This window comes from Pectobacterium peruviense (assembly GCF_002847345.1).
GTDB classification, from domain to species: Bacteria; Pseudomonadota; Gammaproteobacteria; order Enterobacterales; family Enterobacteriaceae; genus Pectobacterium; species Pectobacterium peruviense.
Window position 1 is genome coordinate 1 of record NZ_LXFV01000006.1, and the last position, 24,925, is coordinate 24,925.

The window sequence follows — 24,925 nt, forward strand, 5'->3', positions numbered from 1 at the left end:
GTTACTCCCGCTCGGTGACCTTTATCAGCAACCTTAAAACGGGAGATTACCAACGATAGCTGACATTCGCGCTAACGTTACGGCCTTCGCCGTAGTAGCACCAGTAGTTACAGGCGCTGACATACTCACGGTTTGTCAGATTAGTGGCATTAACCTGCAACCGCCAGTCTTTGCTGAAATCATAGGCAATCATCGCATCCCACAGCGTATAAGCCGGAACCCTCATATCCGCCGTATTGGCTATGTCACCGTAAGAACTGCCAACATATCGCACGCCACTACCGATACTTAACCCTTCCAGTTTGCCGTTAAAGGCATAGGTTGCCCAGCCAGACACGATTTGCTCAGGCAGTCCCGGAAGACGTTTGCCTACTTCGCCAACGGAACCGGATTTAGTCGTCTCCACTTCGTTGTAAGTATAGTTTGCCGTCAGCGTCAGACCGGTATAAACCTCACCGCTCAATTCCAATTCGAGGCCGCGTGAACGTGCTTCACCCGCCTGAATAGTCAGACTCGGGTTTTTAGGATCCGTCGTTTTAACGTTTTTCTGTTCCAGATTAAACAAGGCAGCAGACGCATAACCGTTAAAACCTTCCGGCGTATATTTCACGCCAACTTCCGTCTGTTGGCCTTCTTCTGGCACATAAGGACGTTCGTAACCATCCCGGCCCGACACCGGCAAGAACGATTCCGAGTAGCTGATGTAAGGGGAAATTCCGTTATCAAACAGATACATTACCCCAGCAGTCTTGGTGAATTTGGTATCGTCGGTGCGGGTATCCGCGCCTGATGACAAATTACGGTCGCGAGACTTCGCCACATCGTAACGTCCACCCAGTAAGAAGATCAGACGCTCGTCATATTTGATCTGATTCTGAACGTAGTAACCGGTCTGATGGCGTCCAGAGCGGTGATCGAACAACTGGCTGTCCGGTGACGTGTAGTTACCGTAGACCGGATTAAAGATATCGATAGGGGCACCAAAGGAGTACAGATTCCCATCGCGGCTTTGCGCATTGGCGCGGCGATAGTCAAACCCGAGCAACAGGGTGTTTTCAATATCTTCCCACTGCCATTCCCCTACTAAGCGGTTATCCGTGGCCCAGTTTTGCGCAAAGCCGTCGCGGTAGGTCAACCCACGATTAGCATGACGCGCATCAGCCATACTCAGCGCATAAGCATTACGCAGATCCAAATTAAGGTAGGCGTAGTTCAGGTTCTGGTGGAACGTCCAGGTGTCATTCAGATGATGCGTGAACTCATAACCCAGAGTGAACTGCCGGGTATCATGGCGGTTCATTCCCGGTTCACCCAGCGATGTTTTATAGCCAACTTTGCCAAACGGCGTGCCATGTAATGTACCGTACGGCAGCTTAAAGCCGTTGGTCGTGTCCGAGTTAGTATCCATGTAGCTGGCTAATACGGTCAGTTCCGTGTCTTCTCCGAGGAACGTGACGCTCGGAGCCAGGTAAAGTCGCTTACTCTTCGAGAAATCCATCTCACCCGAGGTATCGCGAGCCAGCGCGACAACGCGATACAGCACCGAGCCATCATCATTTAACGGACCCGCACTGTCGACGGCCAGATGGCGATAGTCGTTAGAACCGTATTCCAGCTCCACTTTTCCCTGCGGCAGACGCGTCGGTCGTTTGGTGATGACATTAACCAGGCCGCCCGGCGGGTTTTGTCCGTACAGGACAGAGGCTGGGCCTTTCAGCACTTCGATACGCTCGACGCCGAACGGTTCAATCTGCTGACCATAGAATCCATCTTCATTCAGCGTAGCCAGACCATTTTGGAACCGAGATTGATCGCTAAATCCACGAATAGTCACCCATTCAGCCTTGTTATCCGGCCCATATGGCGTCGCCAGAATACCGCTGCTGTAGCGCAGCGCCTGATCGATTTTTTGCGCCCCGCGCTCTTCGATCTGTTTCTCTGTCACAACGGCAACCGCACGCGGCGTCTCTGAAATGGGTACATCCAACTTCATCGCAGTATTCGGTGGAGCAGTAACGACAATTCGATCGTTTTTAGCGCCAACAGGTGCAGAAACGGGTACTGGCTCACCCGCCGCGCGCGGCACTAGCGTCACACTGCCATCAGCACTGTACTGTGCACTGAGGCCGCTATTGCTGAGAATCTGCTGGAAACCCTGCTCAACGCTGTAGTTCCCCTGTAACCCCGCACCGCGTTTACCCGCCACTAATGCTGGATCGTAAGAAAGTAATACGCCAGCCTGTTGGGCAAATTGATTAAGCACCTGATTGAGCGGGCCGGACGACACCGCGTATTGTTGAACGGATACCGCAGATGCAGCATAGACCGCCGCCATTGGCAGCACTGAAGCAAACGATGCCCCAAGTACCCCGGCACGTAAAATACGAGCCAACAGGTGGGTACGGAATGTAACCATTATTTATCCCCTATCGCATAAGAAACGCTTGTTTTCAGAAGCTATGCCAATTGAGAGAGTAAAAAGGGGAACTAAAAATCGAAAAATAATTAAAGTAAGCGTTATGAATCAGAAATATTACGGAAATTGCGTTGCCGATATTGGTAAACCCATGTGCAGAAATACCATTAACTATAAAAAACCAACGTCGAATTTTATCAAAAAGTGCTATATGTCGATAAGCGTGGCATCGGCTCGACCTCATCAATAATTAGACGAGAGTCTATTTATTCATTTGTCATCCATCATGATTCAACGCACTAAAAATAAAGAAAATTTTCAGAGCTTATTATCAATGATTAATAAACCGTGTTGCCTAAAGGAATAATCCAAAAAAAGGCAGAAGGAAAAGAGAATAGGCAAGGAGAAAGGCGGGATGATATCGAAACGTTTCGCTGTTTATTTTAAAGAGGCATACTATATGCAATAAAATAGTTAACTCTCTATTTTTCTTAACTTTTCACACCATGGTGATTAATAAAAACGTTTTTTATTCTCCATGCACGAAAAATTGGTGCTGCTTTATCGTTCTACTGGCCGCCAGTGGGTAATCAGAGAATAACCAACGCAATCGATTGCTGTTGATAAAACGATGCTAAATCAGCAATAACAACGTTATCAATAACAACAATTTGTCTTTTGTCGTTATTTTCCACTGGAAAGTATACGTATCTACTCTTCCGGCCAGATAATCTACAATGACTCAAGCTTATGAAGCCAAGTTTGTCGAAGGCTCAACCGCATCCTGATTCAGGATCAGCAGAGAAAGCACTCGATTCTCAACGTTCAGCTTAGAAAAAGACAGCGTACTTAACTGCTTTTTAGTAAAGCCATCAGACAGCAGATCCGAGACCACGCGTGTACTCAACACGTTGGAATTGGTCATAAAGTCGTGATAGGCAAACTTCACGTTAATAGGGAGTACATCATCAATTGAGACGGGCGTATTCATTTCAGCACGCAATCCAAAATGGGCGTTGAAGGCAGAATTCGCGCAGACGACCTTACATTTTTCGTCAATCACCGCCACAGCACGCCGATCATTCTGAACTGGTTGAGAGAGCATGCCTAAAATCTCATTCCGGCCAAATATCAGACTCATTGTTTCCTCTGCATCATGCTATGTAAAAAGATATCTCACAGCGTGCCATGACGTCACGGCACACCATTGATAAGCAATCAACCTACCGGAATTTAAAAGGTTTCCGGACTAATAGTGTTCTTCCCAACCCCAGAAAATCACCTAATGAAAATAGTGAATTTCGCTAACCGGAACCGTTTATCGGTTCTCTGGTTACCGGGGCTCAAACATCTGCCGCCTTACTCAGCGTCAGTGATGTTGGGTATATCTATGTTATTTATTTTTGGAAACCGGATATTTCTGAATAAGACACAAAAAATAACACTTCACTTTTCTTTTTGTTAGCGGCTAGCACACAGCATCTTTACCCATTTTAAGAAGGCCCACATCTGTGCTGTGGAACCCACCTAGAGTGTAGATTATTCACACTTATCTGCTCGTTGATAATCAGATAAATCTATTTCATTAATAGCCTACATATAATTAACAACTAGAACAAAATTTCAACACACAGACCACTACTGAACGCGCTAAATAGCTGGCTCACGTAGGAATATACTCTGAACAGGTTTTTTACTATCGGCTGAATAAGCGGGATCTTTATGCCTTTTGATCGTAAAGGGCGATCAAAAACTTGATAACAATAGATATAATCTATTGAAAACAATGAATTGATCGTTAATGACATTATAACAGCCTACATAATTCTGCTGACTTTCATATTGTGACATACATCACTTATCGCATTTTGGCTATCACGAAAAAACTGCCTACTTTCTGAACCAAAAGACTATCTTTTAAGTAACGCTTCATTGCTTTTCCTGCATTGCGTGATCAATCGCGCAAAAAAGAAACAAAGATAACAGGTTAACTACAATTAACCATTATTTGACATAGCATTAACATGTTTAAGGAGAAGCGCTATGACACAACATAATAAACACGCCATTCCCGCCGCTATTGCGGAAAATGCACTGATAAATGCCCAGCAATACGAAAATATGTATCGGCTGTCCGTTGACGATCCCGCCGCCTTTTGGGGTGAACAGGGAAAGATCGTCGATTGGATAAAACCCTATGAAACGATCAAGAACACCTCATTCGACCCTGGCCATATCCGTATTCGTTGGTTTGAAGACGGTACATTAAATGTGGCAGCAAATTGTCTGGATCGCCATCTGGCCGAGCGTGGCGATCAAACCGCCATCATCTGGGAAGGGGATGACGCAACCGAAAGTAAAAAAGTCACCTATCGTGAGCTGCATCAGTCCGTGTGCCGCTTCGCCAATGTGTTGAAGTCACAGGGCGTCAAAAAAGGTGATGTCGTTGCTATTTATATGCCGATGGTGCCGGAAGCCGCTGTCGCAATGCTGGCCTGTGCCAGAATCGGCGCTATCCACTCGGTGATCTTCGGGGGCTTCTCTCCTGAAGCCATTTCTGGGCGCATCATCGATTCCAGCGCCAAGCTGGTCATCACCGCCGATGAAGGCATACGCGCCGGGCGTGTGATTCCGCTGAAAAAGAACATTGATGAAGCATTAAAGAACCCGAACGTCACCACCATTTCCAGCGTTATCGTTTTCCGCCGTACAGGTAAAATCAATGAATGGCAGGACGGGCGCGATCTGTGGTGGCACGAACTGGTTGAAAAAGCAGACGATCACTGTCCACCAGAAGAGATGAATGCGGAAGACCCACTGTTTATCCTTTATACATCAGGTTCGACCGGTAAGCCCAAGGGCGTTCTGCATACCACCGGCGGCTATCTGGTTTATGCCGCACTGACCTTCAAGTATGTCTTCGACTACCATCCCGGCGACATCTACTGGTGTACAGCAGACGTTGGCTGGGTTACGGGGCATAGCTACCTGCTTTATGGTCCGCTGGCATGCGGCGCGATTACGCTGATGTTCGAAGGCGTACCAACCTGGCCGGACGCTAGACGTATGGCGCAAGTGGTCGATAAGCATAAGGTCAACATTCTCTATACCGCTCCTACTGCGATCCGCGCATTGATGGCTGAAGGTGACAAGGCGATCGAAGGCACATCGCGCGAATCGCTCAGGATCATGGGTTCCGTTGGCGAACCGATCAACCCGGAAGCCTGGGAATGGTATTTCAACAAAATCGGCAATGGTAAATGCCCTATCGTCGATACCTGGTGGCAAACAGAAACGGGCGGTTTCATGATCACCCCGATCCCCGGCGCAATCGAAGCTAAAGCCGGTTCCGCGACGCGCCCATTCTTTGGTGTACAACCTGCATTAGTCGACAATCTTGGCAATCCACAGGAAGGCACCAGCGAAGGCAATCTGGTGATTGTGGATTCTTGGCCAGGCCAAGCAAGAACGCTGTTTGGCGATCACGATCGCTTTGAGCAAACCTACTTTTCCACCTTCAAAGGCATGTATTTCAGCGGCGACGGCGCGCGCCGTGACGAGGATGGTTATTACTGGATCACCGGTCGTGTTGACGACGTGCTGAACGTTTCCGGGCACCGTCTGGGGACGGCAGAAATCGAGTCTGCGCTCGTCGCACATCCTAAGATTGCCGAAGCGGCCGTGGTGGGTATCCCACACCATATGAAAGGGCAGGCCATTTACGCCTATATCACACTAAATCACGGCGAAGAGCCGTCCAGCGAGCTGTATACGGAAGTGCGCAATTGGGTGCGTAAGGAAATCGGCCCCATTGCCACACCGGACATCCTGCACTGGACTGACTCCTTACCGAAAACGCGATCCGGCAAAATCATGCGTCGTATTTTGCGTAAGATCGCCGCCGGTGACACCAGCAATCTGGGGGATACCTCAACGCTGGCCGATCCTGGCGTCGTCGAAAAACTGCTCGAAGAAAAGCAGGCCATGAGTACCGCCTCTCAATAACGACCTGACCCAAGCTTTCTCTATTCCCGTAAGCCATGACGTGGCTTGCGGGGATGTGGCTGGCGATAAATCAGGTAGCAACGTTGCGGCAATACTCAACCTAACAGATTACTGGAGACTTACGATGAATGATGCCATTTATCAACGGATTGAAAGTAACCCTCTATTCAGAGAACTGGTCAACAAGCGACAGCGTTTTGCCGCTTTCCTTTCGCTAATCATGCTGGTGCTTTATGTCGGTTTTATTCTACTGATCGCCTTTGCACCAGGCTGGCTGGGAACACCGATCGCTCCCGATTCGAGCATTACCCGTGGTATTCCGATTGGCGTGGGATTGATTGTGATTTCCTTCATTCTGACGGGCGTCTATGTGTATCGCGCTAACGGTGAATTTGATCGCCTGACCAAGCAGTTACTGGATGAGGTAAAGCAATGAAAATACGCTTTATGATGCTGTTCGGACTGTTGACGCTACCCGTGATTGCGTGGGCGGCAGATGCGCTCACGGGGGATGTCCAGCGCCAGCCCTTGAATATTCAGGCTATCGTGATGTTTCTGCTGTTCGTCGGCGGCACGCTGTATATCACTTACTGGGCGTCGAAGAAAACCCGCTCACGTAGCGACTATTATACGGCTGGCGGCAACATTACCGGTTTCCAGAACGGGCTGGCGATTGCGGGTGACTACATGTCAGCCGCCTCCTTCCTCGGTATTTCTGCGCTAGTTTATACCTCCGGCTATGACGGCCTGATCTACTCGCTCGGATTTTTGGTCGGCTGGCCGATTATTCTGTTTCTGATCGCGGAGCGACTACGCAACCTTGGGCGTTACACTTTTGCTGACGTCGCGTCATACCGTCTGAAACAAAACCCCATCCGCAGCCTCTCTGCCTGTGGTTCGCTGGTGGTCGTGGCGTTATACCTCATCGCACAGATGGTTGGCGCAGGGAAACTCATCGAACTGCTGTTCGGCCTCAACTACCATGTAGCCGTGGTACTGGTCGGCATTCTGATGGTGATGTACGTGATGTTTGGCGGCATGCTCGCCACCACATGGGTACAGATTATCAAAGCCGTCCTGCTGCTATTCGGCGCCACCTTCATGGCGGTCATGGTAATGAAATCCGTCGGATTCAGCTTTGATGCGCTGTTCAAACAGGCGATGGCGGTTCACCCGAAAGGCGCGGCGATCATGAGCCCCGGCGGACTGGTTTCTGACCCGATATCCGCATTGTCTCTCGGATTAGGGCTGATGTTCGGTACGGCCGGTTTGCCACACATTTTGATGCGTTTTTTCACCGTCAGCGATGCCAAAGAGGCCCGAAAAAGCGTGTTCTACGCCACTGGGTTCATGGGCTATTTCTACTTCCTGACCTTCATCATCGGCTTCGGCGCTATTCTGCTGGTCAGTGCCAATCCGGCGTTTAAGGACGCGACGGGCGCACTCATCGGTGGGAATAACATGGCGGCAGTGCATCTGGCCGATGCGGTCGGCGGCAACTTCTTCCTCGGCTTTATCTCCGCCGTGGCCTTTGCCACCATTCTGGCCGTCGTCGCTGGGTTGACGCTGGCGGGCGCCTCTGCCGTATCCCACGACCTCTATTCTAATGTGATCAAGAAAGGGAAAGCGACAGAACGTGATGAGCTGAAAGTCTCGAAAATCACCGTATTGGTGCTGGGTGTCGTGGCTATTTCTCTCGGTATCCTGTTTGAGAATCAGAATATCGCGTTCATGGTTGGGTTAGCGTTCTCCATCGCCGCCAGCTGTAACTTCCCCATCATTATCATCTCCATGTACTGGTCGAAGCTGACGACACGCGGTGCCATGATTGGTGGTTGGGCAGGGCTGCTGACGGCCGTCATTCTGATGGTTTTAGGGCCGACAATCTGGGTGAAAATCCTCGGTCACGCCACGCCGATTTATCCTTACGATTATCCAGCGCTATTCTCCATGCTGGTCGCGTTTATCGGTATCTGGTTCTTCTCCATCACCGATCGTTCCGAAACCGGGCAGCAGGAACGTGCTCGCTTCCATGCACAGTTTGTCCGTTCACAAACCGGCGTCGGCGCTTCAAAAGGCAGTTCCCACTAATCTCTACCTCTAACGGGCCCGCATCTCGCGGGCCCGTTCCTTTCTGAAACCCAACGCTCTAAGTTGCTGAAACGGGGTTTACTCCTCGCTTAACGTCACCACGTCATACATCACACTGCCGCCTTTTAATTGCAGCGTGATCGTGTTGTTGCCTTTTTTCAGGAAACCGGATGACACGGGGATACGCGCAACGTGATAGCGACCGCTCTGTAGCGCACCGCGATAGATGGCTTTATCGTTGTCGTAAGTTAGTGTCTCCAGCGTGGTGCCGTTTACCATTACCGCCAACTGTGGCACGGTTGGCTCGCTCATGCCGCTGTTGCTGGCTGCCGCCAGTGCGATGTTCAGGAAATAGGTTTTCTTTTCAGGTTGTAGAGCAAAGCGGATATCCCATTTTCCCGGTTTGGTCTGCGCGTAATACCAGTCGCGCTGGTAGTCACTGCGGCCAATATCGAACGTCAAATTTGCTGGAACCTCATGCTGCCAGCGGGTGTTGCGTGCCTTATTGCCAAAACGAAATTCGCTCGCCTGCCGATTTGCCTGCCCAATGGCCCAGACAACCGATTCGGCTTTAGGAAGCGTTATCACCGGCAGTACTTGCTTATCACCAGAAACGGACAGCATTTGCTCCACCAATATCCCCGGCTGCGTACCGCTGTTAGCGTACACGGCCAGATGGTAATTACCCGGTCGGACATGAGGAATGGCAAAATTCCCCTGCGAGTCTGTCGTTGCCTGATACGAATAGCCGCGGGTTTGCGCATCAAACGGCTCATCCAATGACGATGAAAGCACGACGGTGACTGGCTGCTGGCTGGCAACGCGTCCGCTGACCTGCGTGCGATCGATAGGATAACGGGAATCGCTCACCCATTTATACGGCCAATTGACCGTTTCCGTCAGCGCCTGACGCTGGGCATCCGCCAGCATCTGTTCGGTATCGCCCTCGTTAATGTACAGTAGCCACGGACCATAGAATTTTTTCCAGCCCGGCGGAGCTTTCATATCCGGTGTGCCAAAGTGCGACCCCGTCATATAGTTCAGAATGATCGCATCCTGATGCACCAACAAATCCTGCTTAAGCGCATCGCCAGAGAAATACTCCCGGTTACCGTGAATCAACCATGCGCCCACGCCATTGCCGAAAACACCCCAGAAAGGCGCGGTCCGCATATAACCAGCGAAGTCATATTTGGAATAGATACTGCCATCCGGCAGTCGCCAGGTTTCATCCTGCACCTTTGGCGAGGCTTCAAGCTGGCTATAGAGCAGCGGTTTACCCTGACGAACACCGCTGTAGAGATGGTCTAACCGTGCAGGATCGAAGCGATAGACATTACGCAGTTCACTGACGTTAACATCCTGACTTCCGCTATTTTCGGCCACCACATAACTGTAAAGCCCGCTAACGCCGCGACGCATAATCAGGTGGTATTCGAGCTTTAGCAGCCCACCTCGGTCATCGATATAGGCCACATGCGCCATCTCACGATCGTTACGCAGCACTTCCACGCGCTCGGGGACGAAATCTTTGACGCCTTTAACATTGCCATTATTGACATAGCTATTGTTGACATAGTAATCGAGGTAAGCGCTACGCGTTTTGCTCGGATCGCGCGCCGCACCGGACAGGTTAGTGACGATATTTTTGCCACCCGTTACCATGCTGACCGCGCTGCCATCCTCTCCGAATGTGACTTTCAGCAAGCCGTTATCCAGAACGGTATTCAAGCCCGAAACGGATAACGACACGGCATTATCCTGCGCACTATAGCTATAGGGTGCCAGCATGACACCCACCAACAACAAGACAGATCGCTTCACAGTCAGCCCTCTTGTGTTCAGTCGGTTAGACAAGAATTTTCATCACGGTGGTTCAGGCCACGGCAAATGTCAGATATTAGGGGAAACACGGTGATGAGGTTCCCGCAGGGACACCTCGCACCGTGGTAGCCCCGTGTATCTCGGTATGGCACCAAACCTTGTCGCTGAAATTAAAAATTTCTGCCATTTTAAATAGATGGGATAGAGATATCAGGAACAACATAATCGAGGAGATAAGCGCCCTCCTTCACGCTACTGCCAGCAAAAACAAGAATCTGGCACTAGCGGGAAGAAAGTCAGGATCGACATCGCAGAAATCAAAACCGATCAGAATGACAGTTCGCGGATCAGCACGGCAGATACCACTTTCCAACCGCGAATCAACAGGCTTTGCGCCTCGCCGTCCATGACGACTGTGCCGCGCAGCACTTGCGGCTGAGCACGATAATCGGCAGGCAGGCTGAGTAGTACGCGATAAACTGCCTGCTCAGGATGCAGCTTACGTTGTGAATCGCTCAACGTGGCAATATCGCCGCCGTAAACCGAAGCGAGTTCCGGCGCGGCATTCAGATCGCGGGTCGCCGTGCTGGCAATTTCCACAATCGTGAGCGGCAGCGACGAGCGGCTGACATCCTGTAAATAAAACGTGCCTTTTCCACCCGTGCTGAGCCGCTGCCAGTCTTTTTCCGACACAAATGCTTCCACCAGCCCGCCGGTTGGCTTGGTCACCACGGCTAGCCATTCGCCTTGCCCCAGCCACTCGCCCGTTTCCAGCGGCGTCGCCATGTCTGCCACCACGCCGTCTATCGGCGCACGTACCGTCAACTGTTCAGACTGACGCTGCAATACCTGCAATTTTTGCAGCGCGGCTTCGTGCTCCTGCTTCACCCGTTGGTGATCGCCAGCCGCTTCCTTGTTGAATACCTGAAAGGTACTTTGCCAGTTCAGCGTAGCGATTTGTCGCTCCAACTGCTGTTGTTCATGCGCCAGCGCATCAGACGACAGCGTAAATAGCGTCTGCCCAGCGTGTACAGGCTGACCAACCTGCACCTCAATGCGTTGAATCATCGCGGGTACGGGCATATACAGACTGCTTTGCTGTTCCGCCCGCAACAGTGCCGGAGCGTACACGCTGCGCTGCCAGGGAATCATTAGCAAGAGCAGAATCACGGCGCTCACGGACAGCGTCGTCGTCATATTACGGTTCATACGATAGTCCTTACGGCGTTTACTCCATTCACGCACTTCATTCACCACGGGCATCACCACGAAGTAGCCGATTTCAATCGCAAAAAGCAGCATCCCCAGCAGCTTGAACGCCATGTGGTAAACCAGAATCGCGATACCGGTAAACAGGAAAAAGCGATATATCCACACCGCAAAGGCATAGCCCACCAGCGTGCGTTGCAGCCAGCGCGGAAAGTGTTCCGGCGGCGCATCCCCTAGCCCGAACAGCCATTCGCGCATCTGCCAGCGGCCGATGGCAAAGCCTCTATTTTGTAGATTCGGCACCTGTAATCCGTCAGAAAGCAGGAAATAACCATCGAAGCGCATCAGCGGGCTGAGGTTAATCGCCAGCGTCATGATCCAGGTCGTCGTCGCCAACATGAACGCGGCGCTACGCAGCATGCCGTCCGGTAAAAAACTCCACGCCAGCGTTGCCCACGCCGCCAGCACCAGTTCGGTCATCATGCCCGCCGCGCCAATCGCCATCCGTTGTCGGCGGCGGGTGAGCTTCCATGAACCGGACGTATCGGTATACAGCACCGGCATCATCACCAGAAACGCGACGCCCATGGTAGCGACCCGCGCACCAAAGCGCTTGCAGGTGTAGGCATGGCCGAACTCATGCAGGATCTTGGTAAAGCAAAGCGTCAGCCCCGCTAACGCCGCCCCTTCCAGCGTGAAGAAGTGCAGAAACGTATGCTTGAACGTTTCCCACTGGCGTCCGGCGAGGAATAGCCCCAGCACAGCCACCAGCAGCGTCAGTTTGAGAAAAGTACGGCTGAAAAGCGGCGCGATCCACGGCAGCGTAGCGCCCAGAAAGCGATCGGGATGCCATAAGGGAATGCGGAAGAACAGATAATTCTTCAGCAGCTTGCGCCAAATCGAGACGCGCGACTGCTCCACCTGACGGGTAAACTGCGCCAGCGCTTCATCACCGGAAACACGCGTCAGGCTGTTAGCCTGCAAGAAACGGTTGAAGTACTGCACATCGCTGTCATCGAGTGTCAGCGCAGAAGTCTGATTAACCTCGGCCACGATCTGCTCGGCGTTCCCCATCGACCAGCGCGATAGCATCGCCATTTCTGCCCAGCCGATGCGAAAATAAAGACCGCGTAGCGGATCTTCCAGCGTCCAGCTTGGCGATCCATCACGGTTAGCGGGCCCAGCATGCAGGATCAGTTCATCGCGCAGCGGGCTAAGCCCGGCGGCTGGCGTTGCAGCTCCAGCCATCGTTAGACGCCCAGCCAGACGCGCAGGGACGCGAGCGGTTTACGCAGCAGATACACAAATAGCACCGTCCGTTTCCCATACAGCTTGGCGGTGCCTTTCAGGCCTACGCGAAGCTGTGGGTCATCCTGCGTAAAACGCGCCCGCAGTCGATAGGCCATCACATTATCCGGCGTCGGCGCTGCGCGATAGCCAATCTGCTCAAGCCGCGCTTCCTGTGCCGAATTTGGTGCGACATTGAGGAACAGGCGCACATCCGCACCATTCTCCAGCGCAATGGCATCAGCCGCAGGCAATTGGATCTCCAGTTCTACATCGTGTGGATCGGCGATCATCATGATGCGTTCTCCCACTGCTACCGAACGCCCAATCCAGTCACTGGCGTCATCAAGAATCGCCACGCCGTCACGCGGGGAAATCAGCTGCATACGTTCCTGCTGACGTTGCAGAAAATCCATGTCGCTCTGCGCCTGCTCGCGGCGGCTTTGCAGCACGGCCAGACTGGCCTTGCTGTTGGCATCGAACAGCGCCTGCTGCTGAGCCTGACGGTACTGGGCATCGGCAGTCGCAAAAGCCTGCCGCGCCGATTCCAGCCGATTTTCCAGTTCGCGCACGTCCAGCCGCACCAGCGGCTGGTTAGCGCTAACGGTTTGATTGGGCCGAACTAGAATATCATCCACCACGCCCGCGACAGGGGCGCGTACTATAACCGGACGGTGTGCAACGATCTCCGCCGGAGCCAGCACCGACTGCCGAACAGGGATCAATAAGATCAGTACTAGCGCGATCGCGGCGCCGAGGATCAGGCGACGTCTGGCTGGCGGCGTTTTCGATAGACTGCGACGCACTTTGCACAGGCTCGACCACGCATGCGCGTAAGCATCAGCCAGCTTTTCCAACAGCACGATTTCGGCAGGCAGCCACGCGCTATCGCGTGCTAGCACCAGTACCAGCGGCGCATCCCCCTGCGGTAAACGCAGTGGCAGCCAGAGTAAAAACTCCGGCAGGTGTTCCTGCCATAGAACTTGATCGTCAGCAGGTAACTCTCGGCATTGCAGCACCTGCGTTTGGCGTCCTTCCTCCTGCCACTGGCGGCACAGGCGGCTAAATTCAGTACAAAACGGCGCGTTGTGATCGAGCGAGGCCAGCCCAGAGGCCGTCTGCAAACGCCGTTTGTCGCAGTCCCATAGCAGCGCCTGCCGATACTTCACCAGATTGTGCGTTTCATTGACGATGAAAAACGCCAGTTCATCCAGCGTTTCTCGCGCTCTGGCACGGCTTTGCAACTGTAACAGCTCGGCCAGCAGCGCCAGCCGGGTATCCTGTTCGGTTGATGCTACTGTCGTCGAATGCCGCTCGGTCATGGCGTTACGCTACTTGCGTCAGGCGGTGCAATCTGCGCGACGCCGCTCATGCCCGGCAGTAATCCAGCGGTGGATTGCGTAATCCGGCCAAAGACCTTCACTGACTGGCTGACCGGATCGATAGCCGACGAGAGGCGGCTGATTTCTGCCGGATATCTCAGGCCAGTTTCATCCAGCGTAACCTGAAAAGCACTGCCCTGCTTTAACCACACCAGCCAACGCGACGGCACGATCATTTCCAGCTCGAACGCGCTGTCATCATAAATCGCTAACAGCTCTTTCCCTTCCGCCACGGATTCCCAACGCTTGACCTTGGTTTCCGTTACGCGGCCGGAGAACGGGGCTTTTATCGCACAACGTTGCAGCATCGCACGATTGACGCCGCTTTCGGCCTGCGCCATCGACACCGACGATCGCGCCTGATCCACATCCGACAGGCTGATCGAATTGAGTTTATCCAACCGATCGGCAATCGCCAGTTTCTTGCGTGCGGCATTCTCTGCGGCGTTCGAGTAGTTCAGTTTTTCACGCAGCACGGTGCAGTCAAACGTTACTAGCGTATCACCCTGTTTGAAGTGTTCGCCCTCTTTCACTGCAATATCCGTCACTTTCCCGGCAATTTCGCTGGATAACACGGTGTAACGCTGTGCGCTAAGCTGCACGCGAATGTCCCCCGTGGTCGCAGCCTGCCCCCACAGGGGCAGACTTAACGCACTCACCAGCAACAGCGGACGCATCATGCCGACAGCCATTAACGCGAGCCTCCCGCCTGTAGAGATTGCAGGTTGTCCCACATATCCGTGTTCACCACGCGATAGGGTTTCCCTGCGTTAGCCGATGGCGTTACGGCAACAGGCGTGATGGGCTTCGTGGCAGATGGAGCTATTACGGTAGAAGCCGTCGTGGTGGCAGGTGTAGCCGGTGTTGACAAGGACAAGCGCGGCACCGCAACACCGCCTTTTTCAAGATTCCCCGTGGTACGGGCAATCGAGTTACTCAATGCGGCCAGACTGACATCGTTCACGTTATCCGGCAGCACATCCAGCCCGGCAGCCTGATACACCGCGCCCAGCGCGTTCTGCACATCGGCAAAGCTGCGGTCGCGCGCGCGGGTCGTCAGAATGGTTTCCGTACTGACGCGCACCTGTTCCATTTGCGTCTCGGCACGATGCTGTACGCTGAGCGTGGTTTGGTTCAGGATGCCGCGCTGAATCCGCGCCAGTTCCTGATAGCGACCGAACATCCGCGTGCTCTGCTGGTATTCTTGCCAGGCAACGTTCACCTGCGTCAATACCGCCATGCGCAACGCCTGACGACGGACTTCCGCTAGGTCTTCATTCGCCTGTCCGGCACGTTTCACCGATGACCACGACAGCACGTTCAGCAGGTTGCCGCTGACCTGAACACCCGCATTCGCCCACTGGTGATTGACCAGATAGCTGTTGCTGTCGCCGTTGATACCGGCAAACAACGACACGCCAGGCAGCAGACGCAGCAGCGATTTACGCGTTTCCAGTACGCTGTTGCGCGCCAGATAGTTTTCTTCACGCACTTCTGGACGTTTCACCATCGAGAAGTTTTCCAGATCGTCGAGCGAGTAAGCCATCTTTGGTGCAACCAAACTGCTTTCATTCGGCACGACAACATCATATTTGCTGGACGGCGGCAGGTTCATCAGCGCCGCCAGACGGGATTTCGCCACCACCAGATCGCTGTCGACGATTTCTAACTGACGCACCATCTCCAGCATATTTTTCTGGAAACGCAGCGCTTCAACTGGCGCTAACAGACGCTGCTGTTCGGTCTGACGCACGTATTCCAACGCCTGACGTGCCTGCGTCAGCGAAGTAGTGACTTCCGGCTGCAAACGCTGCGCGGTAGCCGCTTCCCAATAGGCAGTCCGCACCTGACGGGTAATATCTGCCACCACGCGACGACGACGCTCTTCCGCCGCCAGCGATTTGTTTGCCTGCACTTTGGCGTTGAAATAGCTGATACCGAAGTCCAGCACATTCCAGCTCATCGTCAGATCGGCAGTACGCTGGGTCTGATCCTGACTGGTGGACGCTTCTAACGACTGTCGACCCGTGGTGACCGATTGGCTGCTAGAACCTGCCACGTTATCGCGGGTTTGCAACCCGGCGCGCGCGGTCAGTTTCGGCAACAGCATGTCCAGATTTTGTACGCCCAACAGGTCATCTTCCATCGCCTGTTCCAGCAGCGCGACCCGCTGTTGCAGGTTATATTTCAGCGCACGGGCAATGGCCTCATCCAGCGTGATCGTACCGCGCACCGGTTCCTGATTGGCGAACATCTGTGTTCTGTCACTCAGCGCCTGTGCAACCTGCTGTTCAACCGTTACCGGTTCAGGTTTGACGGCACAGCCGGCCAACCCCAGACAGGCGAGGGTCACCGCGATCCGTAACGCACGGGAACCTGCGGAGCGTGGTATAGCCTCGCGTTGAACGTTCTGCTGCTGACTGTCGTGCTGCTGGCTATCCCAGAAATGCGCTATGTGCTGATTCACCCGGGTTCTCCCCATCTTCTATTTGTCTGGTCCCTTCATCTTGCAGGTGGTGGATTGACTCCCGCCTGCAAGCGTCTGGGTTAGTGGTTAAGTAATAAAATCTCGTCTCGGTATTCTCTGTGGTGCGCTAGGCACGCAGACTGCTCAACTCACTGAGCGCCGCCAGCAGTTCATCCTGTTCCGGCTGATGCTGACGCAACTGTTCGGTAAAAGCGGTTTTCCCCGCTGGCGCTAACTGTTCAACATCCCGGTTTTCAATGGGGAGTGAAGGCAATTGCATCGCGCCACGGTCAGTAGGCATCGCTGCGCCATCGCCCTGTCCGGTTTGCAGCGTGATCGGCACCGTCCGGCTGGTGCCGTCTGCAGTTTGGGCTTTCAGCGCCAGTTGGATCTGATTCACCTGCAACGCACTGGCATCGGTAATCCGCACCACGCCGCTGCGGGCATCAAACTGCACCCACGCAGGCAGCGGACGCCCGTTCGCCAGTTGCAGCGTCAGCGTGGCATTGCCTTCACGCACGCTGAACATGCGCTGCGGTAAGCTAAAGGCGAGTGCGCCCAAGGCATCCGGCCGTAACGCGCCCTGCACGCTGCTGAACGCCGATTCCAATGCCGTTGTCTGACCGCGCACGCTCAGGAACAAGTTGGAATCCGCCGGAGAGACTGCCGTGCTATCGCGCACGACGGTGTTAGCACGAGAAGAGAAGTTGATCTGATCCAGCGTCGGCATCAGCTGTGACATCACGGGATCGAGCACCCACGGGGCATCAGACTGGCGCGCCGTATCAGCATCGCGCTGCCGCACAGGTTCGGCAGCAATGTTAGTCGGTAGCGGTTGAACGTCTGGACGAGACAGTTCGGCGACAATCGCACCCAGCGGTTGTTCGCGTTCTCTTTCGTCCGAATCAACAGGCAGGCTTACCCCCTGCTGCACCAGAATGACCGGTGCCGCGGTGGAGGTGTTATCAGGGGTTTCAGGCTGTGGCTCCACATCGGGCGCTTGATCTACCGTTACCTTAACGGTATGGGTGCCTTCCGCTCTGCCATCGCTGGCCGTAAGCACTACGGTGAAATCACCAGACGCCGTCGGTGTACCGGAAATTGTACGGGTCGGAGCATCAAAACTCAGTCCATTCGGCAGACCACTAACGCGCCAGGTCAGACTGTCGCTGTCTGCATCGGTAAACAGATTTTCTGGCAGGGTGTAACGGTACTCCGTGCCAGCTTGCAACTGGCCTAGATTCAGCCCGGCATTGTCGTTATAAACCGGAGCGCTATTTTCTGGTTCCACATCGGGCGCTTGATCTACTGTCACCTTAACGGTATGGGTGGCTTCCGCTTTGCCATCGCTGGCCGTAAGCACTACGGTGAAATCACCAGACGCCGTCGGTGTACCGGAGATTGTGCGGGTCGTAGCATCAAAACTCAACCCATCCGGCAGGCCGCTGACACGCAAGGTCAGGCTGTCGCTATCAGCGTCGGTAAACAGGTTTTCCGGCAAGGTGTAGCGGTACGCGGTGCCCGCTTGCAACTGACCCAGATTCAGCCCGACGCTGTCGTTATACTCAGGGGCATTATTTTCAGGAATTTCGCTGCCCTGGAAGGTGATAACCGCTTTTTCACTGAATTCAGTCACGGCATTTTGCGGTGCTGGATGCTTCCAATCCACATCTTCATAGACGGCTAGGCCAATCGTACGGTTACCGGTCGCATCTGTTTTGCTGTGGCTATAGGTGATGCCATCGATTACCTGTGCAGTGCTAGCCCCATCACGCGTCACATACAGACTCACGGTGGCCACCCCGTTGCTGACGCTGACGCGGTATTCAATCTGGCTTTTACCGACGAAGACCTGATAATCGATGCTCTTGTCGAGTGAGATTTCCCCTCCATCGACATACAGCACATCACCCACGCTTGCCGGGGAAACAATAATATCAACCCGGTTAATCTTTTGGCCCTGTTCAATCGTGTCAATGACGGTGTTTTTAAACAGATTGACAGCATCGCTACCGGGCGCATAAGTGGAATTGAGCGGTTCTGTGCTCACCACCGCTGCATTGTTAAGATCGACCAATGCGACGGCCATAGTGAATTCCGCAGTATGGCTTTGACCATCATTAAAGGTGATACGAAACGTGGCTTTATCGCCTGCTTTGGTTGGGTCATTACTCGTGGAATGGTAAGTTATTGCTCGCAATACTTGTTGCGCTTCAACCTGACTGATCCCCGTAAGGAAAGTGATAGTGAGCGTGCCGTTAGACGCTATTGTGACATCAGCAATGGCCTTATCCCCTTGCCAGATCTGACTATCCTTCAAGCTCAAACCACTGTCAGATGAAACGCCAAACTGGTCACCCATCTCTGAGCCACCAACGCGCTCAATTGCAATACTGGCTCCCTGATAACTGCCTTGGTCGTTTACCGGCGCAGACAACGTACCACCGGGAAGCAGCGCGACTGGACTGCTATTTTCGGTAAAGGTGACGCTGGCAGGTTTCAGATCAAGTACGATCACCCCTTCAGGGGAACCGTAGTCAATTGAGCCTGTTATATACAGCTGTTTGCCGTCAGCGCTAAACGCGACCTGACGAACTTCATTCAATCGCGTGCCATTAAAATTGGCAAGGTCGCCAAAACCTTCCACAGCCTGGAGCTGCGTCAGGTTGCCATCTGCATCGCGGGCATACAAAATGATGCCGTAGGTGTTGTAATTCTCGCTATTGCCCAGTTCGCCCGTGATCACCACCGATTTGCCATCGGGGGAAACCAGCACCTGCTTGACGCTGGTGCTCCCTTCGCCGATCGTTAGGGTTGAGACTGCGGTGAGTGTGCCATCCTGCGCGACGGAGAAGGCATGCAGTAACGAATTGTTATCCACTACATACAGCGATTTTCCATCTGGAGATACACTCAGCGCGGAAGCGTAATACCCATCTTCACTAGTACTTGATCCAGAAACCGCTTGCTTGAACGTCAACGCGCCATCATCACCCACACTAAACTGGCTAACCACGGTATCGCCGCCAGAAGTCGCGACGAACAACGATTTACCATCAGGTGATAGCGCCAAAGCATTGGCAGCATCGAGCTCAAGGCCACTGCTGTCGCCATCCGTAAAGGTCTTGCTCAGTGTCAGCGTATTACCATCACGCGTGAAGACCAACAGGCTTTCCCCAGTGGTGATATACACCTTACTATCGTTAACCAACACATCACGTACCATTCCAACATCATTACCAAACGCACCGATCACGCTCAAATCGCTGGCATTAATGATCGCAATACTCTCCGCGCCGATGACATAGAGACTGCTCCCGTCACTGGACGCACGCACCTGCGTCGCGTCAGTCAATCCGGTGATTTCTACGCTATCGGACAGATATAGTTTGCCGTCTTCGCCACGCTGAAGCACAGAGAGAGTATTGTAAGTAACGTCTGTACTGGTTTCGGTTTCTTCGTTATAGACAGAGTCACTGTGGGTGCGAACCACATAAATCTTTTCCCCTACGACGGTAATGCCTTGAATACCGATAAAGAGGGAATTGCCTTTATCATCTTTCACATCGAACAGTTCGCCATAATCAAGCGCGCCGGTTTCAGCCCCGAGTTGTGGCATCAGACGCGTATCGCTCACTGTGACTGTACTGTGGATATCCAGCGATGTGGTGTTATCGTCAGCATCGACCAGTTGTGTCAACGTGATGGTGGCCGTCCCCTCCGCGACATCATTGCTCAGCACTTTGTAGTCGATGCTGTCGATCAGGGCATTCACGTCGCTTGGCGTATTATCTCCGCTATGAAGTTTGAGGGTAATAGTGGTAATGCCGTCTTTCACCGTCACCTGATACTGGTGACCTTTTACTGTTAAACCTGCTGCATCAGTGGCCGTCAATAGAATAGTCGTGCCATCAATAATCAATGCATCATTGGCACTAGAACGGTTTACGGTGAAGGTTAACTCGGAGAGTGCGGCACCTGCTTTTCCGAGCCGCACATCCACATTATCGAACAGATCCACCGCACCGGGCAGGCCACTGGTAGTAATAGTGGCACTGGCTTGCTTGCTTTCAGCATCCAACGTTGGCGTAACAGGGACTGCAGTTAACAGCAGTGCTACGGCGGTATCGGCAAATTTTCCTTCACTGTCACGTACCCGAATGTTCAGGTCAACCCGCGCTGGCGGTGCTGTGTTGGTATTAAGATATGTAATCTGCTGCAATACCTGATTGGCAGTAGCTTTATCCACGTCTCGGCTAAAGGTGATTGTCAGCACACCATCCTGCGTCGCGAAAGTGGCGATAGTCGCTTTGCCTTTCATGACCTTGCCATCTTCCAAACGCAGCCCAGAGCCATTTTTAAAACCAAATTGATCATCTACCGAAGCACCACTAACACGGTTGACGGTCAGCGTCGTGCCTTGGTAATCGGATTTTTGATCGGCATCGACATCAGCAAAGCCTAGACCTTCCGTAAAAGTTGACGGGCCGTTGGTGGTGTAAGTGGCATTGGGCAATGCGGAAAGTATAGCCAACCCAGTGCCGCCAGAACTGCGCCCGCTGTAAAGGTTGAGTCCGTCAGGGCTGGCAACAATGTGGTTAGTGCGAGCTCCGGTATTGAGGGCACTGACATACGTTAAAGCACCAGTGAGGACATCACGGCTGAATACCAGCACTGAGCCACCGTTCATGCCAGCATAAAGTGCTGTACCATCTTGTGAGATAACCAGTTCTCGCACGGAAAGTGCATTACTGAGGGTATAGCCTTTGTTGTAGAGATCCACTGTGCCGGCATAGGTCAAGCTGCCATCGCTAGCGTTTCGGCTGAAAATAGAAAGTGTGGCCTGCTGCCCAGAACCGACATAAACAAAATTGCTGTCAGGGGAGAGGGTAATATCCAGTAGGTTCGTTAAATAGCGATTATCGCTTGGCCGTGCTCCACTGTTCGCATCTGCGCTAATGCTGGCATCATTGATGAGACCAATGTAAGTCAGTTTTCCTGTTTCTACATCGCGTGAAAGCACAGTAATCATGCTGCTACTGCTGTTGGCAACGTAAACGGATTTGCCGTCGCCGGAGATGACAAGGCCGCTTGGAGCATTCATACCAAGCACCGCAGAACCACCTTGATATGCGTCCAGATAGGTCAGCGCCCCGGTGTTCGGATCGCGGGCGAATTGCGCCAGTACAGATTTTCCAGTGCTGCCATCGACGGTTGTCAGGCCGTTGATGGTATAGAGCGATTTGCCGTCGGCCGAAATCACAATTTCGGTGATCTGTGCATCCAGCCCTGTGACACCACCTACACCTTGTGTAGCGACCATACCCGCGTAGCGGTATTGCCCGATAGTGGCATCATAAGTAAATCGCACCAGCGAGTAAGTCGCCGCATTGCCGCTGTGTCCGGCGACGTACAGATCGTTGCCCTGCATAACCATAGTGCTGATGCCGTGCAGGCCGTTAGCTTCAATCGCGGTGGTTTCCGGGTTGTCGCTCTCCCCCTGAATAAAGGTTTGCACCAGCGTTAGTTCACCAGTGCCACTGTTACGACTATAGATGCGCAGCGTGCTGTTACCGCTGGCATTGGCACCATCACTGCCGCTGATCAGCAGGGTTTTACCGTCAGGCGAGACCGTGATGTCAGTGACATATTCGCTGTACCCACTCAGGGTATTGTTATTGTAATAGAGCGTAGCATCCGGATCTGTGACGGTGTTTTGCCAGCTAGGGGCATTGTTGATAGCCAGTGCGATAGTAGCGCTGATAGCCAGCTCACTGGTGTCATTTCCTTCTCCTGCAGTGCCACCATTATCACGCAAACTGCTGAGAGTGATGGTGCGCACACCCGTGGTGGCCTGCTGGGTATCGTTGACGTAGGCAATACCGTTGACCAGCGTTTGTGCCGCAGCAGCCGTTACACCGGTTTCATTGCTTATTACCAACGTACCCGTGCCATAATTGCGGCTATAGGTGTAATGATAATCGCCGGCCTGACCACTGCTGTTGCTCGCCAGATCAATGCGCGTACCCGCGATGATAATAAATTCATTGGCAGCTTCATCTACACCGTCAATGGTTAGCGTCAGTTCGATAATCGATTGACCGATTTCCCCTGCGCTGATGATGCTGTTGCTAAACGGATTGGTGACAGTGCTATGGGTGTCATAGGTGTGCGTTCCAACACTGGTGGCTTCAAGCGTTGGTGCAGTGTTGTTGGTGATCAGTACATCCAACGTGACAGTCAGGCTGTTTGCTTTGCCATCATTGGCTTGCAGCGCCAGCTTCACGATAGTGCCATTAGTGTCCGTGCCAGTATTGCTGTAAGTGATCTGGTGTAACACGGCATTGGCATCCGCTTTGCTGGCTCCCGCAAGAAAGGTCAGTGTGAGAGCGCCAGCGCTTTGGCTGAAAGTAGCGATAACGATATCGCCCTTCATGATTGTCCCGTCAACCCGTTGCAGGCCGTTGCCTTCAGCAAACCCAAACTGGTCGTCAGCTTGTGCTGAGGGTGCACGCGAGATCGTCAGCGTCGTGCCGTTATAATCCCCATTGCCTTCTGCCAATCGATCATTATTGGCATCTGAAAGTGTAAGCCCATGCGCTAATGTAATTTCCCCACCGCGCAGCAGTGTTTGTATCGGCGAATAGCGGCTGACGCCGTTGCCTGCAACCAGAATGGAGTTGCCATCGACAGAGACGGCAATGTCACCACCGTTGGTGGCTCCGGTACGGCTGCCAGTGAGCGTTAAGCGGCCATTTTCCCCCACCGCATAAACATTGACCGTACCCACAGTGGTTGCGGCGTAAAGCAGGCTGCCATCGCTGTTGAGCGTCAAACTGCCGATTTTATCGCTGGTGACGGTGTCGACCAACGTTAGCCTATTGTCGCTCCCTAACCGATAGATAGCGATATTGGCGTTGTTGGGGTCGCCCACATACAGCAGCTTGCCATCTTTTGAAGAGGCGAGCGCGTAATCGACCGCACTACTTCCCTTTTGGGTAAGCAAAAGATCATCAAGCAGCGTCAGTGAACCGGTGGTGGGATCTCGCTGATAAATTCTCAACTCATGAGGCGCACTGAACATCGCACCGCTATGGAGCACATAAACATAGTCACCAGAGGTGGTGATGGCGCCGTTCCGGTGGGCTTCCAGTTTCTGGATCTGTGTTAATACACCGTCGGCATTGCGGTTGTAGACATATACTTCACGGCCTGAATTACTGCTGGCATCCACATAGATCTGTTTACCATCATCGGAAATCGCCAGCCCGCCGGTTGAGCCGCCGCCTTCAAGTGTCGTGGTGCTGACATATGCCAGTGTGCCGTCATTAACGCTCAGATGAATCAGGTTACCGTTGCTGGAAACGGTATAAACCGACTTGCCATCGGCACTGACTACCAGATGATTAACCGTACCAAGGTTTTCAACCACCAGGTTTTGTTGCTGGGTTAAGCGCCCGGAGCTGTCGACTGCGAAAACGGTGATGGTATTGTTACCACCGGCGGCATAAACGTGGCTACCATCGGAGGAATAGGCGATTTCCGTCGCCTTTGCCAGCGTACCAGCGGTAAAGGCTTCAGCCTCTTGCAATGTGCTGCCAGAAAGCTCTGGCGCCACATTGATCTTGCTGTCGATAGTGACGGTCGCATGGATATTCAGATCGGCAGTGTCGCTCTCGTCACTCAGGCTTTTCAGCGTTACCGTCACATCGCCGCCAGCCACGGTTTTATCAAGTGGCTTATAGGCAATACCGTCTATCAGCTTAGCAACGTCATTAGGCTCAAACGCTTCAGATGAAGCAATACTCACCGTGATGGTTGTCGTCGCACCGCTCACTGCAACGGTATAGCTGTATTGTCCGTCACCCGCTGTTGTTTTCGCGCCATTAGCGGCTTCCAGCGTAATGTCAGTACCGTCGATGACGATTGCCTGATTAGCGCCCGTGCGGTTGACCGTAATCACGAGATCTTTCAGTTCCTGCCCGCCGTTATCCGCTGACACGCTAACGCTACTGAACAGATCAATAGGCGCAAAGCTGTCGCTGGAATCGGTGATGGTGACCGTTGCCTTAGCTGGCGTGGCATCGACACCGGGCGCGGTGTCCGTTGCCGCAACGTGCGCAGCCACATCCACTGCGGTGACCACGGCAGCGGCATCAAACATCATGCGCGGTTCCAATACCCACGCCTGACGCGGCGTGCGCGTTAAGGCTGAACCAGATTTTGAGCGGGAAAAAGTCATCG

The 24,925-nt window shown here is 53.1% G+C and carries 11 protein-coding genes; 3 read left to right on the forward strand and 8 right to left on the reverse strand.

Features of this window, described 5'->3' with window-relative positions:
- Positions 1 to 46: 46 nt before the first annotated feature.
- Positions 47 to 2,416, reverse strand: a complete 2,370-nt coding sequence (locus A0G03_RS05660) for a TonB-dependent siderophore receptor (protein ID WP_048258800.1) — start codon at positions 2,414 to 2,416, stop codon at positions 47 to 49.
- Between the two features lie 748 nt (positions 2,417 to 3,164).
- Complete coding sequence (locus A0G03_RS05665; protein WP_011092415.1) at positions 3,165 to 3,557, reverse strand: hypothetical protein; 393 nt, start codon at positions 3,555 to 3,557, stop codon at positions 3,165 to 3,167.
- Between the two features lie 902 nt (positions 3,558 to 4,459).
- Here A0G03_RS05665 and acs point away from each other — a divergent pair.
- From acs to actP, 3 genes are all read left to right on the forward strand, one after another.
- A complete protein-coding gene (acs, locus tag A0G03_RS05670) occupies positions 4,460 to 6,421 on the forward strand; it encodes an acetate--CoA ligase (protein ID WP_048258799.1) in 1,962 nt (653 codons plus the stop codon).
- 124 nt (positions 6,422 to 6,545) lie between these two features.
- Positions 6,546 to 6,857 (forward strand): DUF485 domain-containing protein, encoded by a 312-nt coding sequence (locus tag A0G03_RS05675; RefSeq protein WP_048258798.1) that lies wholly within the window; start codon positions 6,546 to 6,548, stop codon positions 6,855 to 6,857.
- Complete coding sequence (gene actP, locus A0G03_RS05680; protein WP_048258797.1) at positions 6,854 to 8,512, forward strand: cation/acetate symporter ActP; 1,659 nt, start codon at positions 6,854 to 6,856, stop codon at positions 8,510 to 8,512. Before A0G03_RS05675 ends, actP begins: the two co-directional genes overlap by 4 nt.
- Before the next feature lie 78 nt (positions 8,513 to 8,590).
- Here actP and A0G03_RS05685 read toward each other — a convergent pair whose 3' ends face one another.
- The 6 genes from A0G03_RS05685 to A0G03_RS05710 all read right to left on the reverse strand — a co-directional run bounded on the left by A0G03_RS05685 (position 8,591) and on the right by A0G03_RS05710 (position 24,923).
- Positions 8,591 to 10,336 (reverse strand): polysaccharide lyase family protein, encoded by a 1,746-nt coding sequence (locus A0G03_RS05685; RefSeq protein WP_189315170.1) that lies wholly within the window; start codon positions 10,334 to 10,336, stop codon positions 8,591 to 8,593.
- A 327-nt stretch (positions 10,337 to 10,663) separates the two neighbouring features.
- Positions 10,664 to 12,793: an HlyD family efflux transporter periplasmic adaptor subunit gene (locus A0G03_RS05690; RefSeq protein WP_048258795.1), complete on the reverse strand. Its 2,130-nt coding sequence runs from the start codon at positions 12,791 to 12,793 to the stop codon at positions 10,664 to 10,666.
- Positions 12,794 to 12,795: 2 nt separating this feature from the next.
- The gene (locus A0G03_RS05695; protein ID WP_048258794.1) at positions 12,796 to 14,154 is read right to left on the reverse strand and encodes an efflux RND transporter periplasmic adaptor subunit; all 1,359 of its coding nucleotides are present in this window, start codon (positions 14,152 to 14,154) and stop codon (positions 12,796 to 12,798) included.
- Entirely contained in the window at positions 14,151 to 14,906 is a 756-nt protein-coding gene (locus A0G03_RS05700; protein ID WP_048258793.1) for an efflux RND transporter periplasmic adaptor subunit, read from the reverse strand. The genes A0G03_RS05695 and A0G03_RS05700 overlap by 4 nt, the downstream gene beginning before the upstream one ends.
- Positions 14,906 to 16,681 (reverse strand): TolC family protein, encoded by a 1,776-nt coding sequence (locus tag A0G03_RS05705; RefSeq protein WP_048258792.1) that lies wholly within the window; start codon positions 16,679 to 16,681, stop codon positions 14,906 to 14,908. Before A0G03_RS05705 ends, A0G03_RS05700 begins: the two co-directional genes overlap by 1 nt.
- Before the next feature lie 127 nt (positions 16,682 to 16,808).
- Positions 16,809 to 24,923 (reverse strand): beta-propeller fold lactonase family protein, encoded by an 8,115-nt coding sequence (locus tag A0G03_RS05710; RefSeq protein ID WP_048258791.1) that lies wholly within the window; start codon positions 24,921 to 24,923, stop codon positions 16,809 to 16,811.
- Between the last annotated feature and the right edge of the window lie 2 nt (positions 24,924 to 24,925).